This is a genomic window from Caldisalinibacter kiritimatiensis, from assembly GCF_000387765.1.
Lineage (GTDB): Bacteria > Bacillota > Clostridia > Tissierellales > Caldisalinibacteraceae > Caldisalinibacter > Caldisalinibacter kiritimatiensis.
Map to the genome: position 1 here is coordinate 1 of NZ_ARZA01000040.1, position 26,229 is coordinate 26,229.

24 protein-coding genes and 1 other RNA gene are annotated in these 26,229 nt (G+C 28.0%); 20 read left to right on the forward strand and 5 right to left on the reverse strand.

Features of this window, described 5'->3' with window-relative positions; translation table 11 throughout:
* Positions 1-56 precede the first annotated feature (56 nt).
* Entirely contained in the window at positions 57-755 is a 699-nt protein-coding gene (locus L21TH_RS01260; RefSeq protein WP_006307054.1) for a hypothetical protein, read from the reverse strand.
* A 208-nt stretch (positions 756-963) separates the two neighbouring features.
* On the opposite strand from L21TH_RS01260, the gene L21TH_RS01265 reads away from it, so the two are divergent.
* The 4 genes from L21TH_RS01265 (at position 964) to L21TH_RS01275 (ending at position 5,205) form a co-directional block, all read left to right on the forward strand.
* Complete coding sequence (locus L21TH_RS01265; RefSeq protein WP_006307056.1) at positions 964-1,275, forward strand: hypothetical protein; 312 nt, start codon at positions 964-966, stop codon at positions 1,273-1,275.
* A 205-nt stretch (positions 1,276-1,480) separates the two neighbouring features.
* Positions 1,481-3,253, forward strand: coding sequence for an ATP-dependent zinc metalloprotease FtsH (gene ftsH, locus L21TH_RS01270; RefSeq protein ID WP_006307057.1), 1,773 nt, complete (start codon positions 1,481-1,483; stop codon positions 3,251-3,253).
* A gap of 336 nt (positions 3,254-3,589) precedes the next feature.
* Positions 3,590-3,772, forward strand: a non-coding RNA gene (ssrS, locus tag L21TH_RS13985) — 6S RNA.
* Positions 3,773-3,987: 215 nt separating this feature from the next.
* The gene (locus L21TH_RS01275) at positions 3,988-5,205 is read left to right on the forward strand and encodes an EAL domain-containing protein (RefSeq protein ID WP_006307058.1); all 1,218 of its coding nucleotides are present in this window, start codon (positions 3,988-3,990) and stop codon (positions 5,203-5,205) included.
* A 22-nt stretch (positions 5,206-5,227) separates the two neighbouring features.
* Here L21TH_RS01275 and L21TH_RS01280 read toward each other — a convergent pair whose 3' ends face one another.
* Entirely contained in the window at positions 5,228-6,769 is a 1,542-nt protein-coding gene (locus L21TH_RS01280; protein WP_006307059.1) for a putative polysaccharide biosynthesis protein, read from the reverse strand.
* A 230-nt stretch (positions 6,770-6,999) separates the two neighbouring features.
* On the opposite strand from L21TH_RS01280, the gene L21TH_RS01285 reads away from it, so the two are divergent.
* Complete coding sequence (locus L21TH_RS01285; protein ID WP_006307060.1) at positions 7,000-7,185, forward strand: type Z 30S ribosomal protein S14; 186 nt, start codon at positions 7,000-7,002, stop codon at positions 7,183-7,185.
* Positions 7,186-7,199: 14 nt separating this feature from the next.
* On the forward strand, positions 7,200-7,442 hold the full coding sequence (locus tag L21TH_RS01290; protein WP_034428979.1) for a hypothetical protein: 243 nt from the start codon (positions 7,200-7,202) through the stop codon (positions 7,440-7,442).
* An 8-nt stretch (positions 7,443-7,450) separates the two neighbouring features.
* Here the strand turns inward: L21TH_RS01290 and L21TH_RS01295 are convergent, their stop codons facing one another.
* Positions 7,451-8,248, reverse strand: coding sequence for a histidinol-phosphatase HisJ family protein (locus L21TH_RS01295; protein WP_006307062.1), 798 nt, complete (start codon positions 8,246-8,248; stop codon positions 7,451-7,453).
* A 227-nt stretch (positions 8,249-8,475) separates the two neighbouring features.
* On the opposite strand from L21TH_RS01295, the gene L21TH_RS01300 reads away from it, so the two are divergent.
* The 4 genes from L21TH_RS01300 (at position 8,476) to L21TH_RS01315 (ending at position 11,438) form a co-directional block, all read left to right on the forward strand.
* A complete protein-coding gene (locus tag L21TH_RS01300) occupies positions 8,476-8,670 on the forward strand; it encodes a hypothetical protein (protein ID WP_006307063.1) in 195 nt (64 codons plus the stop codon).
* Positions 8,671-8,783: 113 nt separating this feature from the next.
* Positions 8,784-9,515 carry a glycerophosphodiester phosphodiesterase gene (locus tag L21TH_RS01305; protein WP_006307070.1) on the forward strand — a complete coding sequence of 244 codons (732 nt, stop codon included), beginning with the start codon at positions 8,784-8,786 and terminating at the stop codon, positions 9,513-9,515.
* Between the two features lie 68 nt (positions 9,516-9,583).
* On the forward strand, positions 9,584-10,477 hold the full coding sequence (locus L21TH_RS01310; RefSeq protein WP_006307072.1) for an MraY family glycosyltransferase: 894 nt from the start codon (positions 9,584-9,586) through the stop codon (positions 10,475-10,477).
* A gap of 73 nt (positions 10,478-10,550) precedes the next feature.
* On the forward strand, positions 10,551-11,438 hold the full coding sequence (locus tag L21TH_RS01315) for a diacylglycerol/lipid kinase family protein (RefSeq protein ID WP_006307073.1): 888 nt from the start codon (positions 10,551-10,553) through the stop codon (positions 11,436-11,438).
* 17 nt (positions 11,439-11,455) lie between these two features.
* On the opposite strand, the gene L21TH_RS01320 is transcribed toward L21TH_RS01315, so the two are convergent.
* The gene (locus tag L21TH_RS01320) at positions 11,456-11,854 is read right to left on the reverse strand and encodes a bactofilin family protein (protein ID WP_006307075.1); all 399 of its coding nucleotides are present in this window, start codon (positions 11,852-11,854) and stop codon (positions 11,456-11,458) included.
* 23 nt (positions 11,855-11,877) lie between these two features.
* Entirely contained in the window at positions 11,878-12,825 is a 948-nt protein-coding gene (locus L21TH_RS15025) for a M23 family metallopeptidase (RefSeq protein ID WP_006307079.1), read from the reverse strand.
* Positions 12,826-13,069: 244 nt separating this feature from the next.
* On the opposite strand from L21TH_RS15025, the gene L21TH_RS01330 reads away from it, so the two are divergent.
* The 10 genes from L21TH_RS01330 to L21TH_RS01370 all read left to right on the forward strand — a co-directional run.
* Positions 13,070-13,531, forward strand: a complete 462-nt coding sequence (locus L21TH_RS01330; protein ID WP_006307081.1) for a MarR family winged helix-turn-helix transcriptional regulator — start codon at positions 13,070-13,072, stop codon at positions 13,529-13,531.
* 75 nt (positions 13,532-13,606) lie between these two features.
* The gene (locus tag L21TH_RS01335; protein ID WP_006307083.1) at positions 13,607-19,054 is read left to right on the forward strand and encodes a diguanylate cyclase; all 5,448 of its coding nucleotides are present in this window, start codon (positions 13,607-13,609) and stop codon (positions 19,052-19,054) included.
* 20 nt (positions 19,055-19,074) lie between these two features.
* Positions 19,075-20,091: a LacI family DNA-binding transcriptional regulator gene (locus tag L21TH_RS01340; RefSeq protein WP_034428975.1), complete on the forward strand. Its 1,017-nt coding sequence runs from the start codon at positions 19,075-19,077 to the stop codon at positions 20,089-20,091.
* A gap of 52 nt (positions 20,092-20,143) precedes the next feature.
* On the forward strand, positions 20,144-20,401 hold the full coding sequence (locus L21TH_RS01345; protein WP_423219126.1) for a YkuS family protein: 258 nt from the start codon (positions 20,144-20,146) through the stop codon (positions 20,399-20,401).
* Between the two features lie 85 nt (positions 20,402-20,486).
* On the forward strand, positions 20,487-21,044 hold the full coding sequence (gene thpR / locus L21TH_RS01350) for an RNA 2',3'-cyclic phosphodiesterase (RefSeq protein ID WP_006307089.1): 558 nt from the start codon (positions 20,487-20,489) through the stop codon (positions 21,042-21,044).
* A 172-nt stretch (positions 21,045-21,216) separates the two neighbouring features.
* Positions 21,217-22,743, forward strand: coding sequence for a histidine ammonia-lyase (gene hutH / locus L21TH_RS01355; protein ID WP_006307091.1), 1,527 nt, complete (start codon positions 21,217-21,219; stop codon positions 22,741-22,743).
* 445 nt (positions 22,744-23,188) lie between these two features.
* Positions 23,189-23,359: a DUF896 domain-containing protein gene (locus L21TH_RS14740; protein ID WP_006307092.1), complete on the forward strand. Its 171-nt coding sequence runs from the start codon at positions 23,189-23,191 to the stop codon at positions 23,357-23,359.
* Between the two features lie 101 nt (positions 23,360-23,460).
* A complete protein-coding gene (locus L21TH_RS01360; RefSeq protein ID WP_006307099.1) occupies positions 23,461-23,916 on the forward strand; it encodes a chemotaxis protein CheW in 456 nt (151 codons plus the stop codon).
* Between the two features lie 158 nt (positions 23,917-24,074).
* Positions 24,075-24,563, forward strand: a complete 489-nt coding sequence (locus L21TH_RS01365) for a hypothetical protein (RefSeq protein WP_006307100.1) — start codon at positions 24,075-24,077, stop codon at positions 24,561-24,563.
* A 233-nt stretch (positions 24,564-24,796) separates the two neighbouring features.
* Positions 24,797-26,229 (forward strand): CAP domain-containing protein (locus tag L21TH_RS01370; RefSeq protein WP_034428977.1); only part of this gene is annotated, 1,433 nt, incomplete at its 3' end.

Genomic DNA, 26,229 nt, shown 5'->3' on the forward strand with positions numbered 1-26,229 from the left:
AACATCCGCCGAAGGGGAACTAGGTTCCCCTAGCGGAGCGAGCTATGCTCGCTTTTTTATTTGTTTTTATTAGAGGGATTTTCTTTTCCTTCATCGTTACTGATAAGTTTTAACATTTCAACCATCTGAACCATATCTTTCATTTTTTCATTATTTTTATTATTTTTATCACTCAATATTGGTATTACAGCGTCAATAAGTGTATCTATTTGGTTTTTATTTGTATCACCGTCTGCACTATTAAGGTTACTTAATACTTGTAGTATTGGTTTGTATTTATCAAAATTTACAGCGATATCAATAAATGGTCCTATTTTATTCATTGTATCCTTAGGCATTTCGTCTTTAAGTATATCGACTATTTCATTTACTGGTATGTTGCTATCAGATTTATTTACTGGTTTTATAGGGGTAAAAGTTTTATTAGTAGACACTAAATTAACTAGTGTAATTATTTTACTTACTTTTTCTAAAGTTGGTATGACATTATTAAGTACGTTGATAGTAGGTTCAGGTAAGTAAGGACCAATTTTTTTTACTACTGTTAAACTTTTTTCTACTTTTTCTGGACTTATATTGTCGAGCTTAAAATTGTTTAGCTTTATATTAGAGGATATATCAGCAACAAAAGTGTTTATATTAGGCATATTCTTTATTACAATAAACATTGCAAAAAAAGGTAATATATTATTTAGAGGCTTTAGATTCATTGCTGGCGCAGTAGTATTAGAAGTAGATACCGTTAGCTCATTCACTTTTAGACCTCCTTGGTTCTAAATATACGTAGATAAAAATACTATGTACAGTATAGTATGCTAAATAGTGGGATTTTGTTACAAATTTTATTTATTATTATAGTACTTTAACAAAATAAAGAAGTTGACTATATCATGGTAATTATCAGTAATATATTAGAAGGTTCTAACATAAGTTTTAATAAATAATGAGAAGGAGGTCTAATCTATGGCAAATGATATTCCAAAAAATAAGGATAACAAAAATGTAGAGAAGCTAATAGATAATTTAAAAGACAAAATAAACCCTACAGAAGAACAGCTAGACAAATTAAAGGAAATGGCAAATAAATATTCAGGTAAATCAGAAGAAGAATTAGTTTTTGAAATTATTAAATTAAATAAAATGTTCAGTGAAAAGATGAGTGAAGAAGAGTATTTAGATAAAATAAAGAAGCTAGAAAGAATTAGACCATTTTTAAATGAGCAGCAGGAGAAAAAACTCAATAAATTATTAGAAATTTTACAGGAAAATAAATAGAAAAAATTAATAATTTTCTCTCTCCGGCTATTAAGGAGAGAGTTTTTTATTTCAATTATAAACATTAGAAAAATATTAAAGACATACTTTGTAATTAGCTAAAGAAGATTATGTAAACAAAACATAAAATTAATAATTAGACATATAACTAAAAACATGTTATAATATAAATCCAACATTATGTAAACTAGAAGGGAGTGAAACTATGAAGCTTAATAAAAAGAAAAAGATAGTAATTTTTTCAGTTATTGCTGTATTGATTTTAGCTTTACTAGTTTCATATAAGTTCTTAGTGGATAAGAAAGAGTATCAAGAAATCACATACAATGAGTTTTTAAATAGTATAGAAAATCGTGAAGTTTCTAAAGTATTCTATAATGAAAACCCTAAAATAAAGGGTATGTTGAAGGATGGAACATATTTTGTTACAGATAATCCAAGAACAGAAAATTTCAAGGAGAAAATGTTGATTTCAGGAGTAGATGTAGTAGAAACTGAGGGTAATACAACCTTTAAAGATATATTATTCTTTATTTTCTTCTTGGCTGGATTCGGAGGAGTAGTATACTTTATGAACAAAAACTCATCAAGAATGGCACAGAAAGAGATCACAGAGATGGCAGCTATTGACAATGCCAATGATAATTCAGGCGTTGTAACTTTTGAAGATATTGCAGGTAACGAAGAGGCCAAAGAAAGTTTAAAAGAATTAGTAGATTTTATTAAGAATCCACAGAAATATGAAAGATATGGTGCTAGAATACCAAGAGGGGTACTATTATATGGACCTCCTGGTACGGGTAAAACTTTACTTGCGAAAGCTCTAGCAGGAGAAGCGAATGTACCATTTTTTGCAGTAACGGGTTCAGATTTTATCCAAGTATATGCAGGGCTTGGAGCAAGTAGAATAAGAAGTTTATTTAAGAAAGCAAGACAAGCAGGTAAATGTGTAATATTTATTGATGAGATAGATGCATTAGGAAAGAAAAGAAGAGGTGGCTTAACAGGAGGAAACGACGAGAGTGATAGAACTCTTAATGCTCTTCTTACTGAGATGTCAGGCTTCAAAGGAGACGAAGGGATTATTGTAGTTGCTGCTACAAATAGAATTGATACTTTAGATGAAGCACTTCTTAGACCAGGTAGATTTGATAGACAATTGGAAGTTGGCCTACCAGATGTTAATGCTAGACATAAGATATTAAAATTACACAGTAGAAATAAACCATTAGATAAGGATGTAGATTTGAGAAAAGTAGCATATCAAACAGTATATTTTAGTGGTGCTAAGTTAGAGAATTTAATGAATGAGTCAGCTATGTTAGCAGCAAAAAATAATGAAAATACTATTAGTATGAAGCATATTGATAAGGCATTTTACACAGTAGTAGCAGGAGAAGAAAAGAAAGATAGAAGTAGCATTTCAATAGAAGATAAAAAAGTAACAGCTTACCATGAAGCTGGACATGCATTAATCACAAAATTAGTATCGCCAAAAAACAGAGTTACTAAAGTTACAATTATTCCAAGTACAAAAGGAGCAGGTGGATTTAGTATGAATATACCTCCTGATAGAATGTACCAGACAAAAGGAGATATTAAGAATAGTATAATGATTGCATTAGGAGGTAGATTAGCAGAAGAACTGATATTTGGTAAAGACAATATAACAACAGGAGCTTCTAATGATTTAGAGAAAGCTACAAATATGGCAATAAGTATGATAAGTAGATTTGGTATGGATACAGAAGCAGGATTAATAAGCTATGCAGCAGTTCTAGGTAATAATGTAGGAGCAAATAACTATGTACTAGATAGAACTAAGAAATTAATTAGCAATCTTTATGAAGAAACAAAGAAATTGATGATACAAAATAAAGACTTATTAGAGGAAATAGCAAATAAATTATTAGAAAAAGAGACTCTTAATGAAGAGGAAATATATAATATAATTAATAAAAAAGTTTCTTTGGCCTAAGAGGGATTAGAAAACTCTTAGGCTTTTTGTGTTTTTTATAAAGAAGGGGATACATTTCTTAGCTAATGTAGTTCATATTTAAATATATTGATTTAAGAAAATATACCGTAATATATTTTATATAATGTGGAACAATAAATGAAAGAAAATTACTTCACATAATATTGGACTAGTAAAATACTAAAATTGATAATTTAAGATATTGTCAAGGTTTAAATGTGCTAGAAAAACCAATTATAGTTTACATAAAAGTCGATAATCAAACATAAACTGCTTAAATTCTAGCTAATTAATTTTTAAAATATTGTAGTTTATAGTATAATAATACTACAGATAATGACCCTGTGATGACCGATAATCTTGAATAATTCAACCGGACACTACACAATAGGGAGCTCGGGTCTAGTAGTGTATGGCACGCCTCTTTTCTAAAGAGGAAGTCAGAAGCTATTAGCAGAGCACCCACTTGCGAGCGCAGCGGGTATGAATTAGAAAGATTGACGGCATCTTGGGGTGTGTGATCCTTAAGCTTTTTGCTTAAGGGTCTTTATTTTTATGCAAATAAAATATATTAGTAAATAGAATAACTACAAGGTTAAATATATATTCCTTTGTTTCTATATTATGTTAAAAATAATTAAATGTTTTTTATATTAAAATTAATAGATTATTAACATATTGTTAAATGAGAACTGATAACATTTAACTAAATAAGCGAATGAAGGAATGATGTCATGGAGAAAGTTAAAATTGAAGATGATTTATTGAAACAGCTAAAATCAATAATAGAAGAGGAAAAAATACATATTGTTTTTCAGCCGATTATATCATTAAAAGATGGAGAAATATTAGGATACGAGGCTTTAAGTAGAGGACCTAAAAATACTTTTTTTCAAAATCCTGAGAAACTATTTCAAATGGCTAAACATTATGGTTTATTGTGGGAACTTGAACTTGTATGTAGATCAAAAGCTTTTGAAAACTATAAAAATAAACTTCAGAATAAGAAATTATTCGTTAATATTGACCCGTCTGTAATTCAAGATAAAAAATTCCAAACGGGTTTTTCTGAAGATATAATAAAGAAATCTAAAATAAAGCCAGATGAAATCATATTTGAAATAACAGAGAGTACAGCTATAAAGGACTATAAAAATCTTAAAAAGATTTTAGATAGTTACTCTCATCAAGGATATGAGATAGCATTAGATGATACTGGTTCAGGATACTCAGGACTAATAATGTTAGCGGAAACACATCCTCATTTTATAAAAATAGATATGCAGCTTGTTAGGGATATTGATAAAAATAAATTCAAACAAGATTTAATGAAGACATTTACTGAGTTTTCAGAAATAACAGGTGTGAAAATTATAGCGGAAGGCATTGAAACAGAGAAAGAGTTACATACTTTAATAGATTTAGGTATCGACTATGGTCAAGGGTATTTAATTCAAAAACCAAGTGATAAAATAAGACCTATTAATAAAAATGTAATAAATTTAATAAAGGATATTAATAAAAAAAACACATTATTAAATAGTAAAGATACTGATTCTTATTGTATCGGCTATTTAGCTAGAAGTGATAAACCTATAGATATAAACACTCCTATTAAAGAAGTAAATGAGATATTATCAGAAGAATATGATTTACAAGGGATACCAGTAGTAAAGGATGAAAAAGTTGTTGGATTAGTGATGAGAAATAAGTTTTATTATCAGTTACTTAGAAGAAATACTGAAGACTTAGAAAATGAGTCAGTTTCATCGATAATGACTAAATTACCATTAATAGTAGAATATAATGCATCTTTAAAGAAAGTAGCAAAATTAGCAATATCGAGACGGGAAGAGTGTACATATGACTATATAATTGTGACAAAAGAAGGTAAATATTACGGAGTGGTACCTATTACAAAGCTGGTAGAAGTTATTGTAAAGCATTGTTGAGAATAAAAAGGTTATTAGGGGTTTAGATATTCCCTAATAACCTTTTTATTATGTCTTTAGGTAAGCCTTTTATTAGAATAAGACTGAATATATAAACTATACCTCCTAAAGAGGTTGGAATTAGTAAAGATAAGAATTCTATCATATTATTTTTATTAAGATATTTATAACATATTAAAATAGTAGAAATCATTAATAAAGATGATAATAAAGGTTTAAGAATATAATTATTAATTTTAATTTTTACTTTTAATATTTTATCGATATAGTATAAATTTAAAAAACTAATTATTATTGTTGATGATATAAAGCCAATAAAAAATCCGTTTATACCAAATTTGGGATTAGCAACAAGGAAATAAGTTGCTAATAATTGAACAGACATTCCTAGAACATAGTTAATAGTAGCGACAATTTGTTTTCCTAAGCCGTGTAAAATACCTGATAATGTGTGTTGTAAAGATAAAAAAATAGTTGCATATCCTAAAATCGACATATATTTTCCAACTTTAATATCATTATAAATAAAAGAAGCTATAGGCTCAGAAAAGAAGATATAAAAAATTGTCAAGGGTATAGATATAAGTAAGGTTATTCTTATAGATAATTCTATATCTTCTCTTATTAATCTATACTTTTTTAATGCTAGTTGCTCAGATAGATTTGGAATAATATTTATAACTAAAGCAGAAGTTACTATAAAAGGTAAAAATATAAGAGGAAAAGACATTCCTACTACTCTACCAAAGGTACTTACAGCTTCTGAAGATGAATACCCAGCTGCAGTTAATCGTTGAGGTATTAAAACTGCATTAACCATTTGTAAAGACACATTTATCATTCTAGATATAGTAATAGGCACTGATATATAAGTGATTTGTGATAGAAGCTTTATTGTGTTAAGCTTCCTAATATTAGCTGTAATGTTCTTTCTGTTTATAATCTTATATTGAAACAGCAACCAAATTAGTCCAAAAAACTCTCCTATACTTATACCACAAACAGCTATTAATGCACCTAATTTTGATTCAACAGGATACAGATAATAAATAGTACCAATTACAAATACTATTCTAGTTACTTGTTCAATAATTTGAGATAATCCAGCAGGTTTAATTTTCTTCAAACCATAGAAATATCCTCTTGTAACAGATGATATAGATATAATAAAAATTGCTGGAGCAAGAAATAAAATTGAGTAATATAGGTCACTATTTTTTAGCAAGTCGAAAACAATAAAGTCTTTGAAAAGTATAATAATTGAAACAAGTAATATTGAAATAATAAAGGTAATAGAAAATGCTAACTTAAAAACTTGCTTAACGCCTGTTTGATTATTTAATGAGTTTTGTTTAGATACTAATTTAGACACAGCAATTGGTATTCCAGCAGTAGTTAAAGTAATAAAAACCATAAGAATAGGAAATACCATTTGAAATAATCCGATTCCTTCTGGACCAATAAGTTTAGATAGGATTATTTTATAAATAAAGCCAAATAATCTAACAATAAAGTTAACAGAGGCTAAAATTATAGAACCGTAAATAAAGCTTGTTTTTTTCAATTTATCACTCCAAATTATTAAAATCTTAAAAAATTATAGTACATAATCCTTAGAGAAATTATGTTAGTAACAATCAGTAGATATATAATATAAATATTCTACCAGAAATGTAATATTACTTTTATTTTCACGACTATTATCTTTAAGAAGAATACATACTGATAAAATATTACATAAAATATACAGTATGAGGGGAAATTATAAATGAAGAATTTGGAGGAGGAGATTATTTGGCTAGAAAAGCACTTAAAGCTAAGCAAAAAAAGAAAGCTAAATATAGTACAAGAGAATATAATAGATGTAAAATATGTGGGAGAGCTAGAGGTTATCTTAGAAAATATGGAATATGTAGAATTTGTTTTAGGAGGCTAGCTTATCAAGGCAAAATACCAGGAGTTAAAAAAGCTAGTTGGTAGAAAGGGTGGAAAAAATGGAATTAGTATGTCCCCTTTGTAACGGTTTATACGAGCATTATGTATCTTGTCCTTCTTGTGGCAAGCAGATGACTGACCAAGGTCCATTAGTAGATTATTATGATGAATATAGCCCTTACTTATCTAATGATACTACTCAGCTAGTAGATGGAGTTTCACACGAAAAATGTGTTCATGTATTTAAATGTACAAGTTGTAATAGAGATAAAAGAATACAAATAGAAAGAGTAAGGATGTAGTCCTTACTCTAAAGTTTAATATAGTGTTTTTTTCTATTTTTAAATATACTAATATGCTTAAAACCTAGTTCTTTAAGAAGCTGAGTAGCTTCATGATATGCAAAGCATATATCTTCAGGTTTATGTGCATCTGAACCTATAGTTATTATTTCTCCACCTAAATCCTTATATATTTTTAATATGTCTTTTGTTGGATGGAAACTTTCAATACCATATCTTATACCAGAAGTATTTACTTCAATTCCTTTACCCATTTTTATTATCTTTTTTAATGCTTCAACTAATATCTCTTTATATTCATCTAAAGGTCTAATTTCGCTTATATGAATGCGATATCTTTCAACTAAGTCTAAATGACCAACAACATCAAAATTATCAAAGTTATCTAGAATTTTAATTAAGTCATCATAGTAATCTTCATATACTTGAAGTGGAGTTCTGTTTTTATAATAAGTTCCTTCATACAGTCCTTTACCTTTAGCGGCATGAACTGACATTATTATAAAGTCGAATGGATAGTCTTGAATAAAATCATTAGCTTTTTTTGAAAGATGTGGTTGCATACCTATTTCTAACCCACTTAATATTTGGATATCATTCTTATAATTAGTTTTAAGTCTTTTATATTCTCTTATATAATCATCAGGGGTAAAGGCAAGGTCTAAATTACAATCACCATATTCAAAGTCTACATGGTCAGTAAAAGCTATAGTCTTTACATTTTTAACTAAAGCTCCTTTTAACATATCTTCCATAGCGTGTCTACAATCATTAGAAAAACTGCTATGAACATGAAGGTCGTACATATAATCACTCCTGTTAAGTTTTAAGTAAGTCTAATTACTATTTTAATAAAATAATCTTAACTTGTCTATAAACAGATTAAATATATTATGAATTTTTAGAAAAATATCAAAAGAATTAATAACTGAGAAAAATTAAAGTACTATTGTACATAATAAAATTGTATTTACGAGAAAATAATATGGAAAAGAATAAATTAATGATGCTATGATATAGGAGGTGTGATAATATGGATATGAAAACTAAAGATATGGTTAGAAAAAAACTACTTGATGCACAAGAAATGGTTAGAGATTATGAAATGTTTTCAAAAAAAGTAAGAGATACAGAAATCGCTGAAACATTTAAGATGTTTGCTGAAGAAACTGGTATGCAGGCTAGAAGACTTCAAGCTATAGTGGATAAATTAGAAGGAAATAAATAATATAATAAAATGTGATAAGAAAGTCAACCTTTTTAGTGGTTAAAAAGGTTGACTTTTTTTCAGCAGGAAAAAAATAAAAAAGCAAGAATAAATATTATAGAGGAGGGTTAAACTTGGAAAAATCATTGATAATAGCACATAGAGGTGCATCGGGATATGCTCCTGAAAATACAATCAGTGCATTTAAGATGGCTTTGGAAATGGTATGTGATGGTATAGAATTAGATGTCCACTATAGTAAAGATGGTCATTTAATTGTCTGTCATGATGAAAGAGTTGATAGAACAACTAATGGAAGTGGATTCATTAAAGATTTGACATTGAACGAAATAAAAAAGTTAGATGCAGGGACTTGGTTCGATTATAAATATACTAATGAAAAAATACCAACATTGGAGGAAGTATTAGATATTATATGGGGAAAAGATATATTATTAAATATAGAGCTGAAAAATGGAATAATACAATATCAAGGAATGGAAGAAGCTGTTATAAATATGGTGGATAAATATAATATGTATGAAAATGTAATTATATCTTCTTTTAATCATTATAGTTTACTTAAAGTTAAAGAGATAAATAAAAAAATAAAAACAGGTGTTTTATATGTAGCAGGTTTAATATCACCATGGGAGTATGCAAAAAAAATTAATGCACAGGCAATACATCCAGTATTCCATAGTGTTAATAAAGAGATAGTGAAAGAATGTAAAAGAAATAATTTGCAAGTAAACACATATACAGTGAATGAAGAGCAAGATATTCATAATATTGGAAATATGAAAGTTAGTGGAATAATAACAAATTATCCTGATAGAGCTAAAAAAATAATAGATGAAATATAGTATTGATAATGCAAAATATATTTCAACTTAGTTTATAAGGATAATTATAACTAATTGGAGGTACTGTAATGATTTTTTTGATAGCATTATTGACATCATACTTAAGTATATATGGAATTATATCTATGATTAATAAGGAGAGTTTAAACAGAAGTAATCATAAAAAATCTTTATACCAAGGGATTGTAGTTTATATAATATTTATAATATTAACTTTTATTTTAATTGGCGTAGAAAACATAGTTATAGGAATTACATTAGGAGGTTTAATCCTTTTTAGTATATGTGTATTTGACACTTTTAAAGGTATTAAAAATATTTTAATAGTTATCCCAGCTATAATTGTTTGCATGCTAAATATACGAATATATGGAACGACTAATCCTTTAACAGGTCAGTATTTTTTATTTAGTTATTGGATTCAATATATAATAACAATTATATGGTTGTTTGTAGTAATGAATATAATTAATATGTTAAATAAAATAAATGGGTTAGCTCCGGGGATAGTATCTATTTCATCATTAACATTATTTATAGTAGCCTTAGTTATGGAACAGCCAGTTTCAGCATTAGTTGCAGTTATTTTGAGTGGTACTAGTTTGGGTCTTGTAAGGAGTAGAAAATATTTAGATGAGCATTTTATTAAAAACATAGAAGGGGTATTTTTAGGCTTTATTTTGGGGATAATTGCAGTTGATGGTGCATTTAAAAGTGTTACTATTTTATCTCTAATTATACCGCTATTTGTTATTAGCCTACCTTTATTAAATAAGTTTAATAAGCTGCTAAAGTTTGTTGTTTCAAACAAAGGTAAAAAAAATGATAACAAAGACAATACATCTTTAAGATTACATATAGAATTTAATGATACACAATCTTCATTATTTATGTACATTGTAAGTATTTGCTTATCCTTTGCATCAATTATTATACTTTTAATACATTTAAAACATAGTTAGTAAATCACTTGATAGTCTAGTATACTAAAATTAAATTCATAGCTTTATTAAAAATAGGAAGGATGGACACACGTTGGAAAAAATAAAGATAATACATAATCCTTCATCGGGAAGGCAGATGGTAGAGAAAAAAATTGATAGAATATGTAAGATATTAATTGACAATGGATATATAATAGGTAAGTTTCAAACAGAGAAGAAAAATGATGCTATGTTAGAGACGATTAAGTGTTGCAAAGAAGATTGGGATGCTATTATTGTATGTGGCGGAGATGGAACAGTAAATGAGGTTGCAACAGGTATTGTAAGAGGTGGTAGGAAAATACCAGTAGCTATATTAGGAGCTGGCACTGTTAATGATTTTGCCAACTTTATGGAGCTACCTAAAAACCCAGATGAATTTTGTAATATGATTATTAATGGCAAATCAATTGATGTAGATTTAGGCAAATGTGGGAAAAACTATTTTGTAAATGTAGCGGCTGGAGGTTTACTGACTAACGTGGCTCATCAGGTTTCCTCAGAATTAAAAACAATTCTAGGAAGAACTGCTTATTATATTGAAGGAATTAAAGAAATTCCAAAACATAAATTTAATTCATTTGATATTAATATAAAAAGCAGTGAATTTACAGAGGACTTAGAAGCACTACTGTTTTTAGTATGTAACAGTTCTTCGATAGGAGGATTTAAAAAATTAGCTCCAGAAGCAGAAGTTAAGGATGGTTATTTAGATTGCATAGTTATAAAAAAGGCAGAGTTTCAAAATATAATTACTATATTTATTAAACTATTAAAAGGAGAATTAACTAGCCATCCTAATGTACTACATTTTAAGACAAAAAAAGTAACAATTAATTCACACAAAAAAGTGCATATTGATTTAGATGGAGAATTTGGAGGAGTTCTTCCTGCTTCATTTGAAGTAGTAGAACAAAGTTTTAGGATATTTGTAAAATAAAATAAAGGAGCTTTGCTTTAGCTCCTATTTGTTTTTTCTTCTTTTTTTGTGTTGTTTTTTTGTGTATTAGTTTCAGTTTTCATTTTACAAGAACCTTCGAATACAGCATTTTCATCAACTATGAAACTTTTTACTTCGATATCTCCAAACAGTGAAGCTGTATTAGTAAGTCTTAACTGTTCTTTACATATTATATTTCCTTCAACGCGACCAGATACTATACCATTATTGCATTTGATATTACCTTTGATTTTACCTTCTTCTCCTATTATAACATTTCCTTCTATTATTAAGTCACCAACTAATTCGCCATCAAATCTAATAGTTCCATTTGCAGTTATTTTACCTTCAAGCTTTGTATTCCTACCAATTAAAGTATCTATTTTGTCCATTTTAATTTCTTTTTTTCCGAACACGTTTACCTCTCCTTACTTATTTATTAATCATAATTATTTATAATATCTTCAGGGTCTACTGGTTTACCGTAGTACCTTATTTCGAAATGTACATGAGGGCCAGTACTTCTACCTGTACTTCCCATTAAGGCAATAGTTTCTCCTTTTTCTACTTTATCTCCAACTTCTACAAGAAGTTTTTTGTTATGTCCATATATTGATTGATATCCGTATCCGTGACTAATTACAACAACATAACCCATGCCACCATTATATCCAGAGAATGTGACAACCCCACTTCCAGCAGCAACAATTTTTGTTCCATAGTTATTAGCTATATCAATACCAGTATGAAATTCTCTATTGCGTCCAAATGGATTTATTCTATATCCAAAGCCAGAGCTTATTCTTCCAGGAGCGGGTTTATAGTTAGGTTTTGCTTCTAAGTATTTTAATCGTTTTTCAACATCAACAATTAACCCACTTAATTCTTCTTGACCTTCATCCAGTAATTTGGATAAAGTATCCATTTGTTGCTCAATACTAATTAAGTCAGGATGCAATGAAGTAGTATTTAGTAATGCTGCTCCATTTCTCGAGCTAATAGAATTTGAATCTTTTTCTTTTTCGAGTTTTGATTCTTTTAAGCCTACCATGTCACGTACAGTTTCCTGAAGCTCAGAAATGGTTTTAAGTTTATCTTCAATTTCAGCGGTTTTTTGTTTTAATGTTTCTATTTCTGCCTTTTGTCTTTCATTTTTTTGTTTTAATACCTTTAGCTTGTCAACATTAACCGTATACTTAGACTTTAATGTTTTGTATGATTGAAATAGATATACTGTGGACGACAGAAATATTATTATTAATAGAAAAATCAGCTTAGGAATCCAAGTAGGTAATTTCATTTGTCTGATATTCTTTGTATTAGAGTTAGGTACAACTATTAGTGATATTGAATTATTTTTCTTTGATTTTATATGTTTAAATTTCATCTCTGGCCCCCTTTCTTTTGAAAAGGCAATCAATATCAATATTCTATTTAAAATTTAAAAATCCTTTTTATTATTTAAAATTATTTTACTTACTTTAATGTATGTCCAATTAATAATAATTATGACTAATCTTAACTGCGTTGTAATTTATATAACATAGTGATAAAATAATTTGTAAGTCGAAATAATAATGCAATTTTTATGTTATAGATGGTAAGACGATAAAATAAGTGGAGGTTACGCGATGAAAAAAGTAGAGATTTGTGAGAATGTGATAGAAATTGAAAAGTACTTAAGGAAGGTAGATTCAATTATTAGAAGAAAGGGTAGAGAAATCTTAAAAGATTTTGAGATTACTGTTCCACAATTTTCTGCTTTGCAATGGTTAATAAATGAAGAAGGATTAACAGTAGGAAAATTAAGTAAAAAGATGTCTTTAGCGTGTAGTACAATAACAGACTTAATTGATAGAATGGAGAAAAATGGATTGGTTGCTAGAAAGAGAGATGATAAAGATAAAAGAATAGTGAGAATTAAAGTAATGCCTAAGGGATATGAATTGGTTGAAAAGGTTCTTGAAAGAAGGAGAGCATATTTAGCTGAGAAGTTAAAAGAGTTAGAAAAAAAAGATATGATACTTTTATCGGAAAACCTTAAGTCATTATATGAAGCAATGGAAAAAGAGCAAAGCAATAGCAATAAATAGATGAGTATTAGGCAATTAGGTTTTGTTAACTATTATGAAGATTTGTTATAATTAGAATAAAAGTAAGTTTTTAGCATGGTTAGAAGGTTATTAGCTGTAGGGGGAAGTGAAGGTAATATGGAGCTATTAAATGAAAGGTACAAGATAGAAGATGTTTATAAAGAAGAAGAAAATGGAGTTGTATATATAGCAAGAGATTTATTTGAATCTAATAAAAGAATATTATTAAAGCTTTTAAATAATGATATAAGAAATAAAAAAGTTGTTGACTATTTCATAGAAAACTATATATTTTTATCAAGTATTAGACACAGTTTTATTTTATCTAGCTATAGCTCTGATATTGTAAAAACTATAGATAATAAAAGGGTAAATAAGAAACAATATTTTTATACTAAGGAATACACAGAAGCTATTACATTAAGTGAAATATTAAAAGAGCTTTCCCTGACTGACATATATGAGATTATAAGACAAGTTTGTATTGTATTAAGTTATTTACATTTTAGAGGTATAAACTATCAATATTTAAATCCTGAAAATATTTTTATAATTAAAGAGAGTAATGAAATTAAAGTAAAGTTAAGAGATATAGCAACGATTACAGAGAAAAAAATCATAAAGTCCTTTAGTGAATATAACAATTATTTCATAGCACCAGAGATTAAAGAAGGATTTGAAGATAAAAATACAAAGTCAGATGTGTATTCATTAGGAATGTTAGTGTATCTTCTCTTTACTAAAAGTAAAGGCTATTATGATAGAATGCAATTGTTAAATAGTGTAAAAGAGAAATTAAATTATGAGTTACAGATAGAACTTGTAGAGTTAGTAGGTAGTATGATTGAAAACGACCCTAAGCGTAGATTAGATGATTTTAAAGAGGTTATAGATTTATTTAATAAATTATGTATGAAAGAATATCCTTACTTTTATAAAGCTCAAAGGGAGAAATTAAATTTTAAACATAAGATAATAGGTAGAGATAACGAGATTAGTAGGTTTCTAAAAATAAATGAGCAATTTGAGAAAAGAAAATTTAATAAAAAAATGCTAACAATAAATGGAGATAGTGGTTTGGGCAAAACAAGGCTATTAAAAGAGTTTGAGTTTAGGTTAAGAATGCAAGGAAAAAGGGTTTACTTTAATAGAATAAGTGATGTAGATATAGGCGAGTTGAAACCTATTATTAAGATACTCAGGCAAATATTAAAAGAATGTAAAGATGGGTTGATTAATAAGTATGGATGTGAATTAGTAAAAATAATACCAGAAATTAGGTTTACGAATAATATAAAGTCTACTCCTATATTAAGTGGAAATCGTGAGAAATTAAGGTTGTATAATAGGATTATGAGGTTTATTGTAGATTCAGTAGAGGATGAACCTATATATATATTGCTAGATGATATACACAACGCTGATATAGAAACTATACGATTAATAGACTATATAGTAAGAAATAATGAAGAGTATCCATTATTTTTTGTTCTGACATACAACGAGCATAAGTTAAGAGAAAGAATGGATTTAAAGAAATACGTAAAAGCATGGTTTGAGCTAGAAAAAGTTGAAAGTATTAAAGTATCAAGATTGAATTTACAAGAAACAGCAGAATTAACAAAGAATATTTTAGGAATTAGCTTTAAACCAATAGTTTTTTCAACTAGAATAATGAAAGAAACAAATGGAAACCCGAGGTTTATTGAAGAGGTTATTAAAAATCTTAATGTAATAGGAGAACTTTTCATAGATGTGAATGGTGATTGGGAAACAGATACTAAAAACTATTGGGATATATATATACCGTCAGATATAGATGAAGTTATAAAAAACCAAGTGGATTTATTAGATGAAGGATTGTATGAGGTTGCAAAAATTATTTCAGTTTTTAATACCTCTGTATCCAAATATATATTGAGAAGAGTTATGAGAATTGACAAGGATAAGTTGGACAGTATTATAGAAAAGCTTGTATCAATGAAATTACTAGATGAAATGGTTGAAGACTGGGGATACACCTATGATTATTACAATAAGAAAATAAAAAAGTATATTTATCATAAAATTCCTAGTGAAGAGAGAATACAACTCCATAAGACTATATCAGAGCATTTGGAAGAGTTGTTTAAAGAAGAAAGTAAAGGTAATATTGATGAATTGATTCATCATTTTACATTATCAAAGCAGAGGGAAAAAGCCGTAGATTATGCCATAAAATTTGCTAAAAAGATGCAAGGATTATTAGTAAGTTCACAATCAATATTATTGTGGGAAAATGCTTATAATCTCCTTATGGACATAGATAGTATAAATAAATTAGAGATACAAGTAAATTTAGGCAAATTATATAGTCAGCAAGGTCGTAATAACAAAGCGTTAGACATATACAATAAGGCAATAAAGCTAGCCACAAAGCTTAATAAAAAGAATTATATAATTTTATGTAAAAATAACATTAGTGAAATTTATTATAGAAAAAATGCTTTAGATAAAGCTGAGCAATATGCTGTAGAAGCAAAAAAATTAGCAGAAGAAATTGACGATACAAAAGGATACTTAAAGGCTACTGTATTATTAAACAGGGTAAAATTTTTAAGAGGAGAAAATGATGGTATTATTAATAACACTCTTAAGAATATTGATATTGCTATGAAGGCAAAGCAATATTTTTATGTTGGTCATTTTTATAATCAATTAGGTGTAGCATATATGCTTAAAAATTCTATTAATGAAGCAGAAAATTACTTAAAGAAAAGTGTAGAGTATTTCAATAAGTCAGGGGAAACCTTAGAATCAAATATGCCTATTAATAATATTGGTGTGATGTATAGTGATTATTTTGGTGATTTAGATAAAGCAATGGAATACTTTCAAAAGGGATTAGAAGTATGTAGAAAATATGATAATATTCAACATGAGATAACATTTCTTATAAATATAGGTGGAATAAGGATTAGAAAGCACCAATATGCGGATGCATTAGAAGATATGAAAAAGGCAGCTCAGCTTGCAGATGATATAGAAGACCATAATAATATGTTTTTAATAAATTTAAATATTGCATTGATATATTTATATATGGCAGAATATGACAAGTGTTTTAAGTATTATAAAATATTGAAATCAGATTATAGTAATATGACAATAGACCCGCAAAATGTAAGTAGATATTTTGGCTTTCTAAGCTGTTTTTATTTTGAATTTGGCGAGTGGGACAAAGCAATAGAATATAGTAAAAAAACTATTGAAAGTGATATTGAACTTGATTTAAATATGTATATAAAGGTGGAAACTGTATTACAATTAAGTAAATTCTATAAAACAGGTGTTTTAGATAAGAAAAAAGTTAACGAAGTAAGATTGAAATATAGATACACTAAATTTGAAGGAGAAAAAAGAGAAAGCTTATTAATGTTTGCACATAGTGCTATAATTAATGGGGATTTAGCTCTAGCAAGGGAGTTACTAGAAGAAGATAAAAAAATAAGTGAGAGTTTCACTTCAGAAGTTTTAGAGCGCAAAAGGAATTTATTAAAAATCTATAGCGATAAAAATAATATTGATAATCTATATGACAAGTTATCTGAACTGTTAAATGAGTGCAAATGTCAATATTGTTATAAATACAAACCGATTATAAACAGAGTATTAGGAGATATAAAATTTAGACAACAAGAATACTATGAAGCAGTGAAGCACTATGTTTTAGCAATAGACGGAATATTTAGACTAGCAAAGCAAATTCCAAATGAAAGTTTGAAATTGAAATATATTAAAACTAAAGGAATAGATAAGATTAAGAAAAGAATTGATAAAGTAAAAGGAATAATATTTGAAAATAAAGGAATATTTGATACTTTTGAGGAGTCGAATAATCATAAGTCTGAAGATTATTTTGACTTTACAGGATTAGTTAAATTGTTTGAAAAAGATAACAAGTTTAAGGCTACATTTTTAGATGTGGATATCAACACTTCAACTAATCTAAAAAGTATAGACGATGTAATAACTAAGATTACAAATGATTATGAGTATAATCTTAATATGATATTGAGATTTATAGTAGAGCAAACTTTTGCTAAACGTGGGTATATATTATATGATAATGAAAGTAGTGAAAGTTTAGAAATACTAGCATCAACGAACAATGAAGAAATAACAGACGATATTGAATATATAATATCAAGAGTAAAGCAAAGCAGGAAGGGATTATTAATTAACAATTCCTTTGATAGAAAAGAAAATAATTTCCTTTTACCTCTGTCAGATGTTACTAAATCTATAATATGTGTGCCTATAATGAAAAATATTAAGCGTAAAGAAAATGTGGCTTTGGATAGAAGGAAGAGTTCTGATCTTGTTGAAACAGATGAAATTATAGGATATATCTATCTTGAAACTGATAACCTATTTAATCGATTTGACAACATAAGGTATAATATTGTATGTACACTTGCAAATTTAGCATTTATTAATATAGAAAATTATAAACTTAAAATTAGTAATTCAATAGATAAAATGACGGGTGTATATACTAGAAAATATTTTGATAGGGTTTACAATAAAATTTTTAATATAGCTAATAGCGAAAAGGCTAGTTTTGCTTTAATTATGATAGATATAGATAAGTTTAAGAACGTAAATGATACTTTTGGACATCAAAAAGGGGATGAAATTCTAAGTAGTATAGGTAATATTTTATTGAATAATGTAAGAGAAACAGATTTGGTAGCTAGATATGGAGGAGAAGAGTTTGCAATCTTACTACCTGATACAGGAAAAGAAGGTGCTAATAAAGTTGCAGAAAAGATAAGAAAGAAAGTTGAACAAGCTAATCTTATAAATGATAATTATCCATTAACAATTAGTTTAGGGGTATCAGTGTTTCCTGACCATAGTAGATTTAAAGATGAACTTGTTGAAAGAGCAGACCAGGCTTTATATCATGCTAAGGAAACGAGTAGAAATAAATCAGTTATGTGGACAAATGAAATAAGTAATTCAACAGATAGATTGGATAAATTAGCTGGAATAGTTACAGGAAATACTGTTCAAGACCAAAGGAATGTTTTGGTAATAGTTGAGTTGATTAATCTATTGCAACAAAAGCTATCAGTTGAAGATAAGATATATAAATATTTAGGTAGACTTATAGAGTATTTAGCTGCAAGTGAAGGAATTTTATTTATCCTTAATCAAGAGAATAATATAGACAAGATTTATGCTAGAAAAAGATTTAAAGATGAATGGGAAACTGAACCAAGATTTAATAAAAAAATTATTGATAGAGTTATTTATAACAGAAAAGGAGAGTTTTTAATAGATTGGGATGATATAGGAAATATTGATATAGTTACAGGAAACCCAGATTGGCAGTCTATTATTGTTGTTCCATTAATTAATGATGGAACTCTTAAAGGCGTATTACAATTATCAGTTCCTATTAAGGAAAAAGAGTTTGATTATAACAGCTATAATTTTGTTAAAACAGCAAGTACTATGCTAGCGGCAGTAATTTAAAATGTTATTTAAGAGAAATAGTGGAGGTGGAAATAATGGTAACTATTAAGGATGTAGCAAAACTTGCAGGTGTATCAATATCAACAGTATCCAGAGTAATTAACAATTCTAAACCTGTAAGTCCAGAAGTAAGAAAAAAAGTATTAAAAGTAATAGAAGAAACAGGATATAGACCAAATGATATAGCTAGAACTCTTGTTACAAAGAAATCATATTTAATAGGTGTTATAGTAACTAATTTAGCCAATTCATATGTTGCAGAGATGGTTAGAGGTATCGAAGAAGTAGGTAAGATGTATAATTACGATATTCTATTGTGTAGTACCTATGGTGATAAGTCTACAGAATTAAAATATATTCAATTATTAAATAGAAAACAAGTAGAAGGTATTATATTTATTTCGGATAAGTTAAATGAAGAGGTTAAAGAGCAAGTAGATGCCTTTAAAATACCATTTCTATATTTAAGTAGACACAGTATAGAAGAAAAATATCCTACTGTAACTATTGATAATAATTTAGCTTCTTATGAAATGACACAATATCTAATTAATTTAGGACATAAAAAGGTAGCATATTTAACAGATAGTGAAGAGCCAACAAATTTAGAACAATTAAAAATTAATGGCTATAAAAAAGCTATAGAAGAGAATGAGATAGAAAAAGAACTGATTTACTATGCAAATGGAAGAAAGAATGAAGAGGGATATGCTGCGGCTAAAGAAATATTAAAAGAAAACGAAGATGTAACAGCTATATTCTGTAGTAATGACGAATTAGCCATTGGAGTTATAAACTATTTACGCGATAAAGATATTAAAGTTCCCGATGAGATTTCTGTAGCTGGATATGGAGATTTGAGAATGGCTACTATAATTAGGCCACAAATTACCACAGTAAAAGAACCTTTTTATGATATGGGAGCAGTAGCAATAAGAATGATTATTAAAGAAATAGCAGGGGAAAAGGTTAAGGAAAAAAGGGTGAACCTTCCTTTCCATATAGAGAAAAGAGATAGCTGTAAAAAAATAAAATAGCTGTATAAAAGCCTCCATATCAACTTATACTAATTGTTGAAAAAATATGGAGGTGAACAAATTGAAAAAAAGAGTAGCAATCGAAGACAGTTTGAAAAATGTTAGAGATTTCCTACAAAGAGAAGGATATCAAGTTAGTAGTTTAGAGCAGAATAAAAATAATTTAGATAACTACGATGCAGTCATTGTATCAGGACAGGATGAAAACTTCATGGGGATGAGAGATACGTTAACTAAAGCATCAGTAATAGATGCTACTGGGAAAACACCTATGCAAGTGTACGACCAATTAAAAAGAGATTTAAGATAAAGCAGCTTAGGCTGCTTTTTTCTTATGTGCAAAATATGGTATTATATAGAGTATAAGAATATAGTTTTGTATTGGTGGTGAAAAAATGAGAACTTTTATAGCATTAAAATTTAATAGACAACTTAAAAATAAGTTAGGAGAAATACAGAAGGAGCTTAAAAAAAGTTCTATAAAAGGAAGATGGGTTTATATAGATAATTTTCATTTAACATTAAAGTTTCTAGGAGAAATTCATCCCGCTCAAGTAAAAAAGATAGAATCTTGTCTTAGATTTATTGCAAATCGTAATGAGAAAGTTAATTTATCATTAACCAATTTAGGTATTTTCCCTGGAAAAAGAGATTTTCGAGTTGTATGGTTGGGTGTAAAAGGAGAAACCAATAAACTAAATAATATACATAGAGAAGTTGAATCTTATCTTAATGATATAGGATTTCGAAGAGATAATAGACAATTTAGACCACATATTACATTAGGTAGAAATATTTTTTTAAATAAAAATTTTAATGAAGTAAAAAAGCAAGTAGGTGCTTTTACAAATTATAATTTTACCCTTGACACAATTGAACTTATGAAAAGTGAATTGATTGATGGAAAAAGAATATACACGCCTTTAGTTAGTTTTAATTTAAAAGATAAATAATATCATCAAAGTTTTATGGAGCGTTTGTTGGTAATATATATTTTGTATTAAAATTAAGATAGATAGAAGTTTGATTTAAAAAATAAAAATATATCATGAAGGGAGGAATATTTAAAATTTTCAGAGAATAAAGAAATGTACGACACATTTTAGGGTAAAGGGGGAGTATCATTTGAAAATAGTAACTATAGATGGGAATAATCTAACCATAGAGGATGTTATAAATGTTGCTAGATATAATTATAGGGTTGAACTAACTGAAGAAGCAGTAGAAAAGGTGAAACGTTCACGTCAATATGTTGACCAAATAGTAGAAAAAGAAGAAATAGTATATGGAATTACAACGGGGTTTGGGAAATTTAGTGATACAGTTATTTCTAAAGAGGATACTAAAAAATTGCAAAGAAATCTTATTGTAAGTCATGCATGTAGTGTTGGAAGACCGTTAGATGAAGAAATAGTTAGAGCCGTAATGCTTTTAAGAGCTAATGCTTTGGCTAAGGGTTTTTCAGGGATAAGGCTCAAAACTTTAAATATATTAATTGATATGCTAAATAAAGGTGTACACCCAGTTATACCTGAAAAGGGTTCTTTAGGAGCTAGTGGAGATTTAGCTCCATTGGCACATATGGTTTTAGTAATGATAGGAGAAGGCGAGGCTTTTTATAAAGGTAATCGGGTAAGTGGTAAAGAGGCCATGGAGTCGGCAAATATACAAACGGTGGAATTAACTTCAAAGGAGGGATTAGCATTAATTAATGGAACGCAAATTATGACAGCTATAGCTGCCCTTACAGTGTATGATGCAAAGAATTTATTAAAGTTAGCAGATATATCAGCAGCATTAACATTGGAAGGGTTAAAGGGAATAATAACTGCTTTTGACGAAAGGGTACATAAAGTTAGAAATCATAGAGGACAAATGAAAGTTGCTTCAAACATAAAAAGGTTGTGTAAATCTAGTGAATTGATAACTAAACAAGGAGAATTAAGGGTACAGGATGCTTATACCCTTAGATGTATACCTCAGATACATGGTGCAAGTAAAGATGCAGTTGAATATGTAATAAATGTTATTAATACAGAAATTAATTCAGCTACGGATAATCCATTGGTATTTGAAGAAGATAGAAAAGTTATATCTGGAGGGAATTTTCATGGGCAGCCAGTTGCGTTAGCTATGGATTTTTTAAGTATAGCTTTGGCAGAAATTGCAAACGTTTCTGAAAGAAGAATAGAAAGATTAGTTAACCCACAATTGAGCAAGTTACCAGCCTTTCTAGCTAAAAATGGAGGATTAAACTCAGGATTTATGATAGCGCAGTATTCTGCTGCTTCATTAGTTTCAGAGAATAAGGTGTTATGTCATCCAGCTAGTGTTGATTCTATACCGTCATCTGCAAATCAAGAGGATCATGTGAGTATGGGAACAATAGCAGCTAGAAAAGCAAAAGAAGTACTTTATAATACGACTAATGTATTAGCTATAGAACTTATGACTGCAGCCCAAGCTATTGATTTTCAAAGTAATAAGACGTTAGGAAAAGGAACAAAAACAGCTTATGAAGTAATAAGAAACCATGTATCTTTTATAGAAGAGGACAGAATTATGTATAAAAATATAAATATATGCTATGATTTAATTAAATCAGGTATAATCTTAAAAGAGGTAGAAGAGAGAATTGGTAAATTATCTTGAATCACAAAGATATGGAATGAAATGTAAAAATGCCATGAAATTATTTGTTTTTTAAGTTAAGTTTTAAAATGTAGCTCACATTTAAATATGAGCAGCTAATGTGAAATGGTATATTGAAAACTAGTGTCTATTATTTAAAAAAGCGGCTTTGCCGCTTTTTTATTGTTTACGAAAGTATATTTACTGTATAGATTGTGATTAAGTTAAAAACATAGGTAGAAGTGATAGGAAAAAATGGTAGTATTTAAAGCTATTTGACTTAATTAAAGGGCTAAAAAGCTACTAACTACTAACAACGAACTACTAACCAACAAATCGACGAAGTCGACTTTGTTCGTTTGCAAAATTAGTATGATTATCTTATTATATAAATGAATTATCTTGTTGCTAACATGTAACTTTTATGAAAAGATACTGATATGAAAATAAAAAGGAGTTGATTATAATGTTGCCTAAGGAAAAATTAGATAGAATAAATTATTTAGCTAGAAAAGCGAAAAAAGAAGGACTAACAGAGGAAGAGAAAAAGGAACAAAAGCGACTAAGGGAAGAGTATTTAAAAGAGTTTAAAAAGCATTTTAGAAGACAATTAGAAAGTATTGAGATAGTTGATTAGGGCTGTATAGATATACAGCCTTTTTAAAAAATTAAATTTTTTGAAGGATAAAAATAAGATTTGTAGAAATATAGTAGTAAATAATAAAAGGAGGCATAGAGATGGCTGAGAATCAATATGTTGTTTTTAAATTGGGAAAAGAAGAATATGGTATAGATATAATGAACGTTAAAGAAATAGGTCCATATCAGGAAAGTACAAAAGTACCTAATACACCAAGCTTCATAGAAGGGATAATTAATTACAGAGGAAATGTAATACCAATTATAAACTTAAAGAAGAGATTTAATTTAGATGATAAAGGGGTTACTAATAATACTAGAATAATTGTTATTAGTCTAAATGATAAGCAGATTGGATTTATTGTAGATGAAGCATCAGAAACTTTAAGAATAGCTGAAGATGATATAGACCCTGCACCAGATATGATTACAGGTATAGATAGAAAGTATATAACAGGAGTAGGTAAAGTAGACGATAGATTAATAATATTAATTGACCTTGAAAAAGTGTTATCTGAAGAAGAAAAAAAAGAAATACATAATATGGAGATATAAATTTTAAATTGATAGTATTTGTCTTAAATTTAGGTATATTATAAGAATTGTAGTTTTCTGTCTATAAAAAAATTTTTTCCAGTAACAGTAAATGATAAATTTTTTAGCTATAATCCCCTATACTTATAATTGAGTTAATAAGTATAGGGGGTTTTTTTATGAAAAAAGTTAGCAAAATATTAGTTTTTGTTTTTGTTTTATTAATTTCAATAAAAATATATGATGTACAAGCTCTAGATGAATATGATACAGATAAGTTACAAATAGAAGGAATACTGAAAAAGAGGACAGAAATAATGAATAAAGTTATTTTCGGTAATGAGCAATATGATAAAGAAAAAATAAAGCTATTATTGGCTGATATTGAGACTGGAGATATATTAACAAGTGATATGGAGATGATAGAAGAAGTAAAGAATAATGCAACAGATTTAGGATATATAAATGATGTAAAAGTAAAAAAAATAGAATCAATTGAGCAAATAAATAATCTAATAAGCATGAATGTTTCGCTTGAATGGAGCATTATCTGTGGAAATCAAAAGGAACTTGTGGAGCAAAGCTATAAACTAAACTTAATAAAAGAAAGTAGGAAATTATTAATAGAAAATTTAAAACCTATAAACATAAAAAACGCCAGTAAATAAAACTGGCGTTTTTTTTTAAACAATTTGATATGGTAACCCTGTACAAATTATCAATTAATAACCAAAAAGGTCTGGATGTTTCTAGTATTATAGGGAGGAAATGAATAGGTTATAATAGAAGTAAAAATATAGGCATTAATTTATAATTAGTGATTATATATAATATAATAAATAAAATTTGATATTGAAAATTAATGTATGTTAAGTTTAGTTTTTTATTTAGGAGTGATTACATGATAAACAAGAAATCTTTAATAACTTTAGTCATATTGCTGATTATTATACCATCTTTTGTTATAGCTAAAAGTGATATATGGTATTATCAGCCAAGTCCCCAAGGGCTTATAGGAGTTTCAAAGCCTACTATTACTTGGGTATTTGAATCAATAGGAAATAATGAAATAACTGATGTTGATATTATAATAGATGAAGATTTGCATGACGGATTTTATAATGAAAGAACTAAAAGTATATCATTTACTCCTCTACAGCCACTTGAGATAGGTGAACACGAAGCAACAATTATAGTATATTTCAATAATAAGACAAAAATAAAAAAGACATTTACTTTTACAATAGATGATAATGTTATTGATAAACTAGAAGAAATAAAATCTATAGAAGAAGTTAAAAAAGTTATAAATAAGTATAGAAAGATTATAGGCTTAAAAGATGTAAAATTTAATAACAAACTGAATATGGCAGCATTGTACCATAGTAAGTATATTTTAGAAAATAATGAAGTTAGTCATTATGAATATAATAAAGAAAGTATGTTATATACAGGAGAGCAACCATGGGATAGGACAAATTACTTTAATTATACTAGTCCAGTTATAGCTGAAAATATACATACAATTAAATCACATCAACAAGCTGTTGTAGACTGGATGAATTCTGTTTATCATAGACTACCATTAATAAATCCAGTGCTTACTGAGATTGGTTATGGATATAGCAGCGATGAGGAAAAATATGCTAATGTTTTAGAACTAGGTGCACCAACCTTTAACGGGCATGATGAGCAGATTATTATGTATCCTGTAGATGGACAAAAACATATACCATTGACGTGGAGAAACAATGAAAAGCCAAATCCACTAAGATACTTTAATAATACAAAGGATAGTACAGGGTATCCTGTTACACTTTCTGTTTTTGGAGAAGGCATTAAGGGGCTGAAAATACATACAGCAAAAATTATACAAGATGAAAACAAAGTTAAATCCTTTATTTTAGTACCTAAGGTTGAAGATTATGAAGTTATAGAATCTATATACTTCAAAGCAGATGAGAATCTCAATTCTAGTATAGCTATAATACCTGTTGATAAACTTAAGGCAAATACTGAATATACAGTAGTTGTTAAGGGAAAAATCATATACACAGATGATAGAGAAGAAGAGTTTAATAAAGAATGGAGTTTTATAACTGGAAATGGAAACTTTATATTTGATTATAAAAAAAATAAGGAGCAATTAAATATATATCTAGATAAAGAGGAGATATTTTTAACCCAAAAACCGTATATTGAAGATGGTACGACTATGATACCTATAAGAGAATTTTGTGAGTCTATGGGTATTAATGTTAAGTGGCGACCAATGGATAAAGGTATTATACTGCGAAGTAATGATTTAATCGTAGAAATGAATGTTGATAGTGA

Coding starts and splice junctions, on each gene's coding strand:
- L21TH_RS01295 (WP_006307062.1), bottom strand. CDS start 8,248: ATGTACGACCTTCATGTTCATAGCAGTTTTTCTAATGATTGTAGACAC.
- L21TH_RS01310 (WP_006307072.1), top strand. CDS start 9,584: ATGATTTTTTTGATAGCATTATTGACATCATACTTAAGTATATATGGA.
- ftsH (WP_006307057.1), top strand. CDS start 1,481: ATGAAGCTTAATAAAAAGAAAAAGATAGTAATTTTTTCAGTTATTGCT.
- L21TH_RS01360 (WP_006307099.1), top strand. CDS start 23,461: ATGGCTGAGAATCAATATGTTGTTTTTAAATTGGGAAAAGAAGAATAT.
- thpR (WP_006307089.1), top strand. CDS start 20,487: ATGAGAACTTTTATAGCATTAAAATTTAATAGACAACTTAAAAATAAG.
- L21TH_RS01265 (WP_006307056.1), top strand. CDS start 964: ATGGCAAATGATATTCCAAAAAATAAGGATAACAAAAATGTAGAGAAG.
- L21TH_RS01300 (WP_006307063.1), top strand. CDS start 8,476: ATGGATATGAAAACTAAAGATATGGTTAGAAAAAAACTACTTGATGCA.
- L21TH_RS01335 (WP_006307083.1), top strand. CDS start 13,607: ATGGTTAGAAGGTTATTAGCTGTAGGGGGAAGTGAAGGTAATATGGAG.
- L21TH_RS01365 (WP_006307100.1), top strand. CDS start 24,075: ATGAAAAAAGTTAGCAAAATATTAGTTTTTGTTTTTGTTTTATTAATT.
- L21TH_RS01330 (WP_006307081.1), top strand. CDS start 13,070: ATGAAAAAAGTAGAGATTTGTGAGAATGTGATAGAAATTGAAAAGTAC.
- L21TH_RS15025 (WP_006307079.1), bottom strand. CDS start 12,825: ATGAAATTTAAACATATAAAATCAAAGAAAAATAATTCAATATCACTA.
- L21TH_RS01290 (WP_034428979.1), top strand. CDS start 7,200: ATGGAATTAGTATGTCCCCTTTGTAACGGTTTATACGAGCATTATGTA.
- L21TH_RS01275 (WP_006307058.1), top strand. CDS start 3,988: ATGGAGAAAGTTAAAATTGAAGATGATTTATTGAAACAGCTAAAATCA.
- L21TH_RS14740 (WP_006307092.1), top strand. CDS start 23,189: ATGTTGCCTAAGGAAAAATTAGATAGAATAAATTATTTAGCTAGAAAA.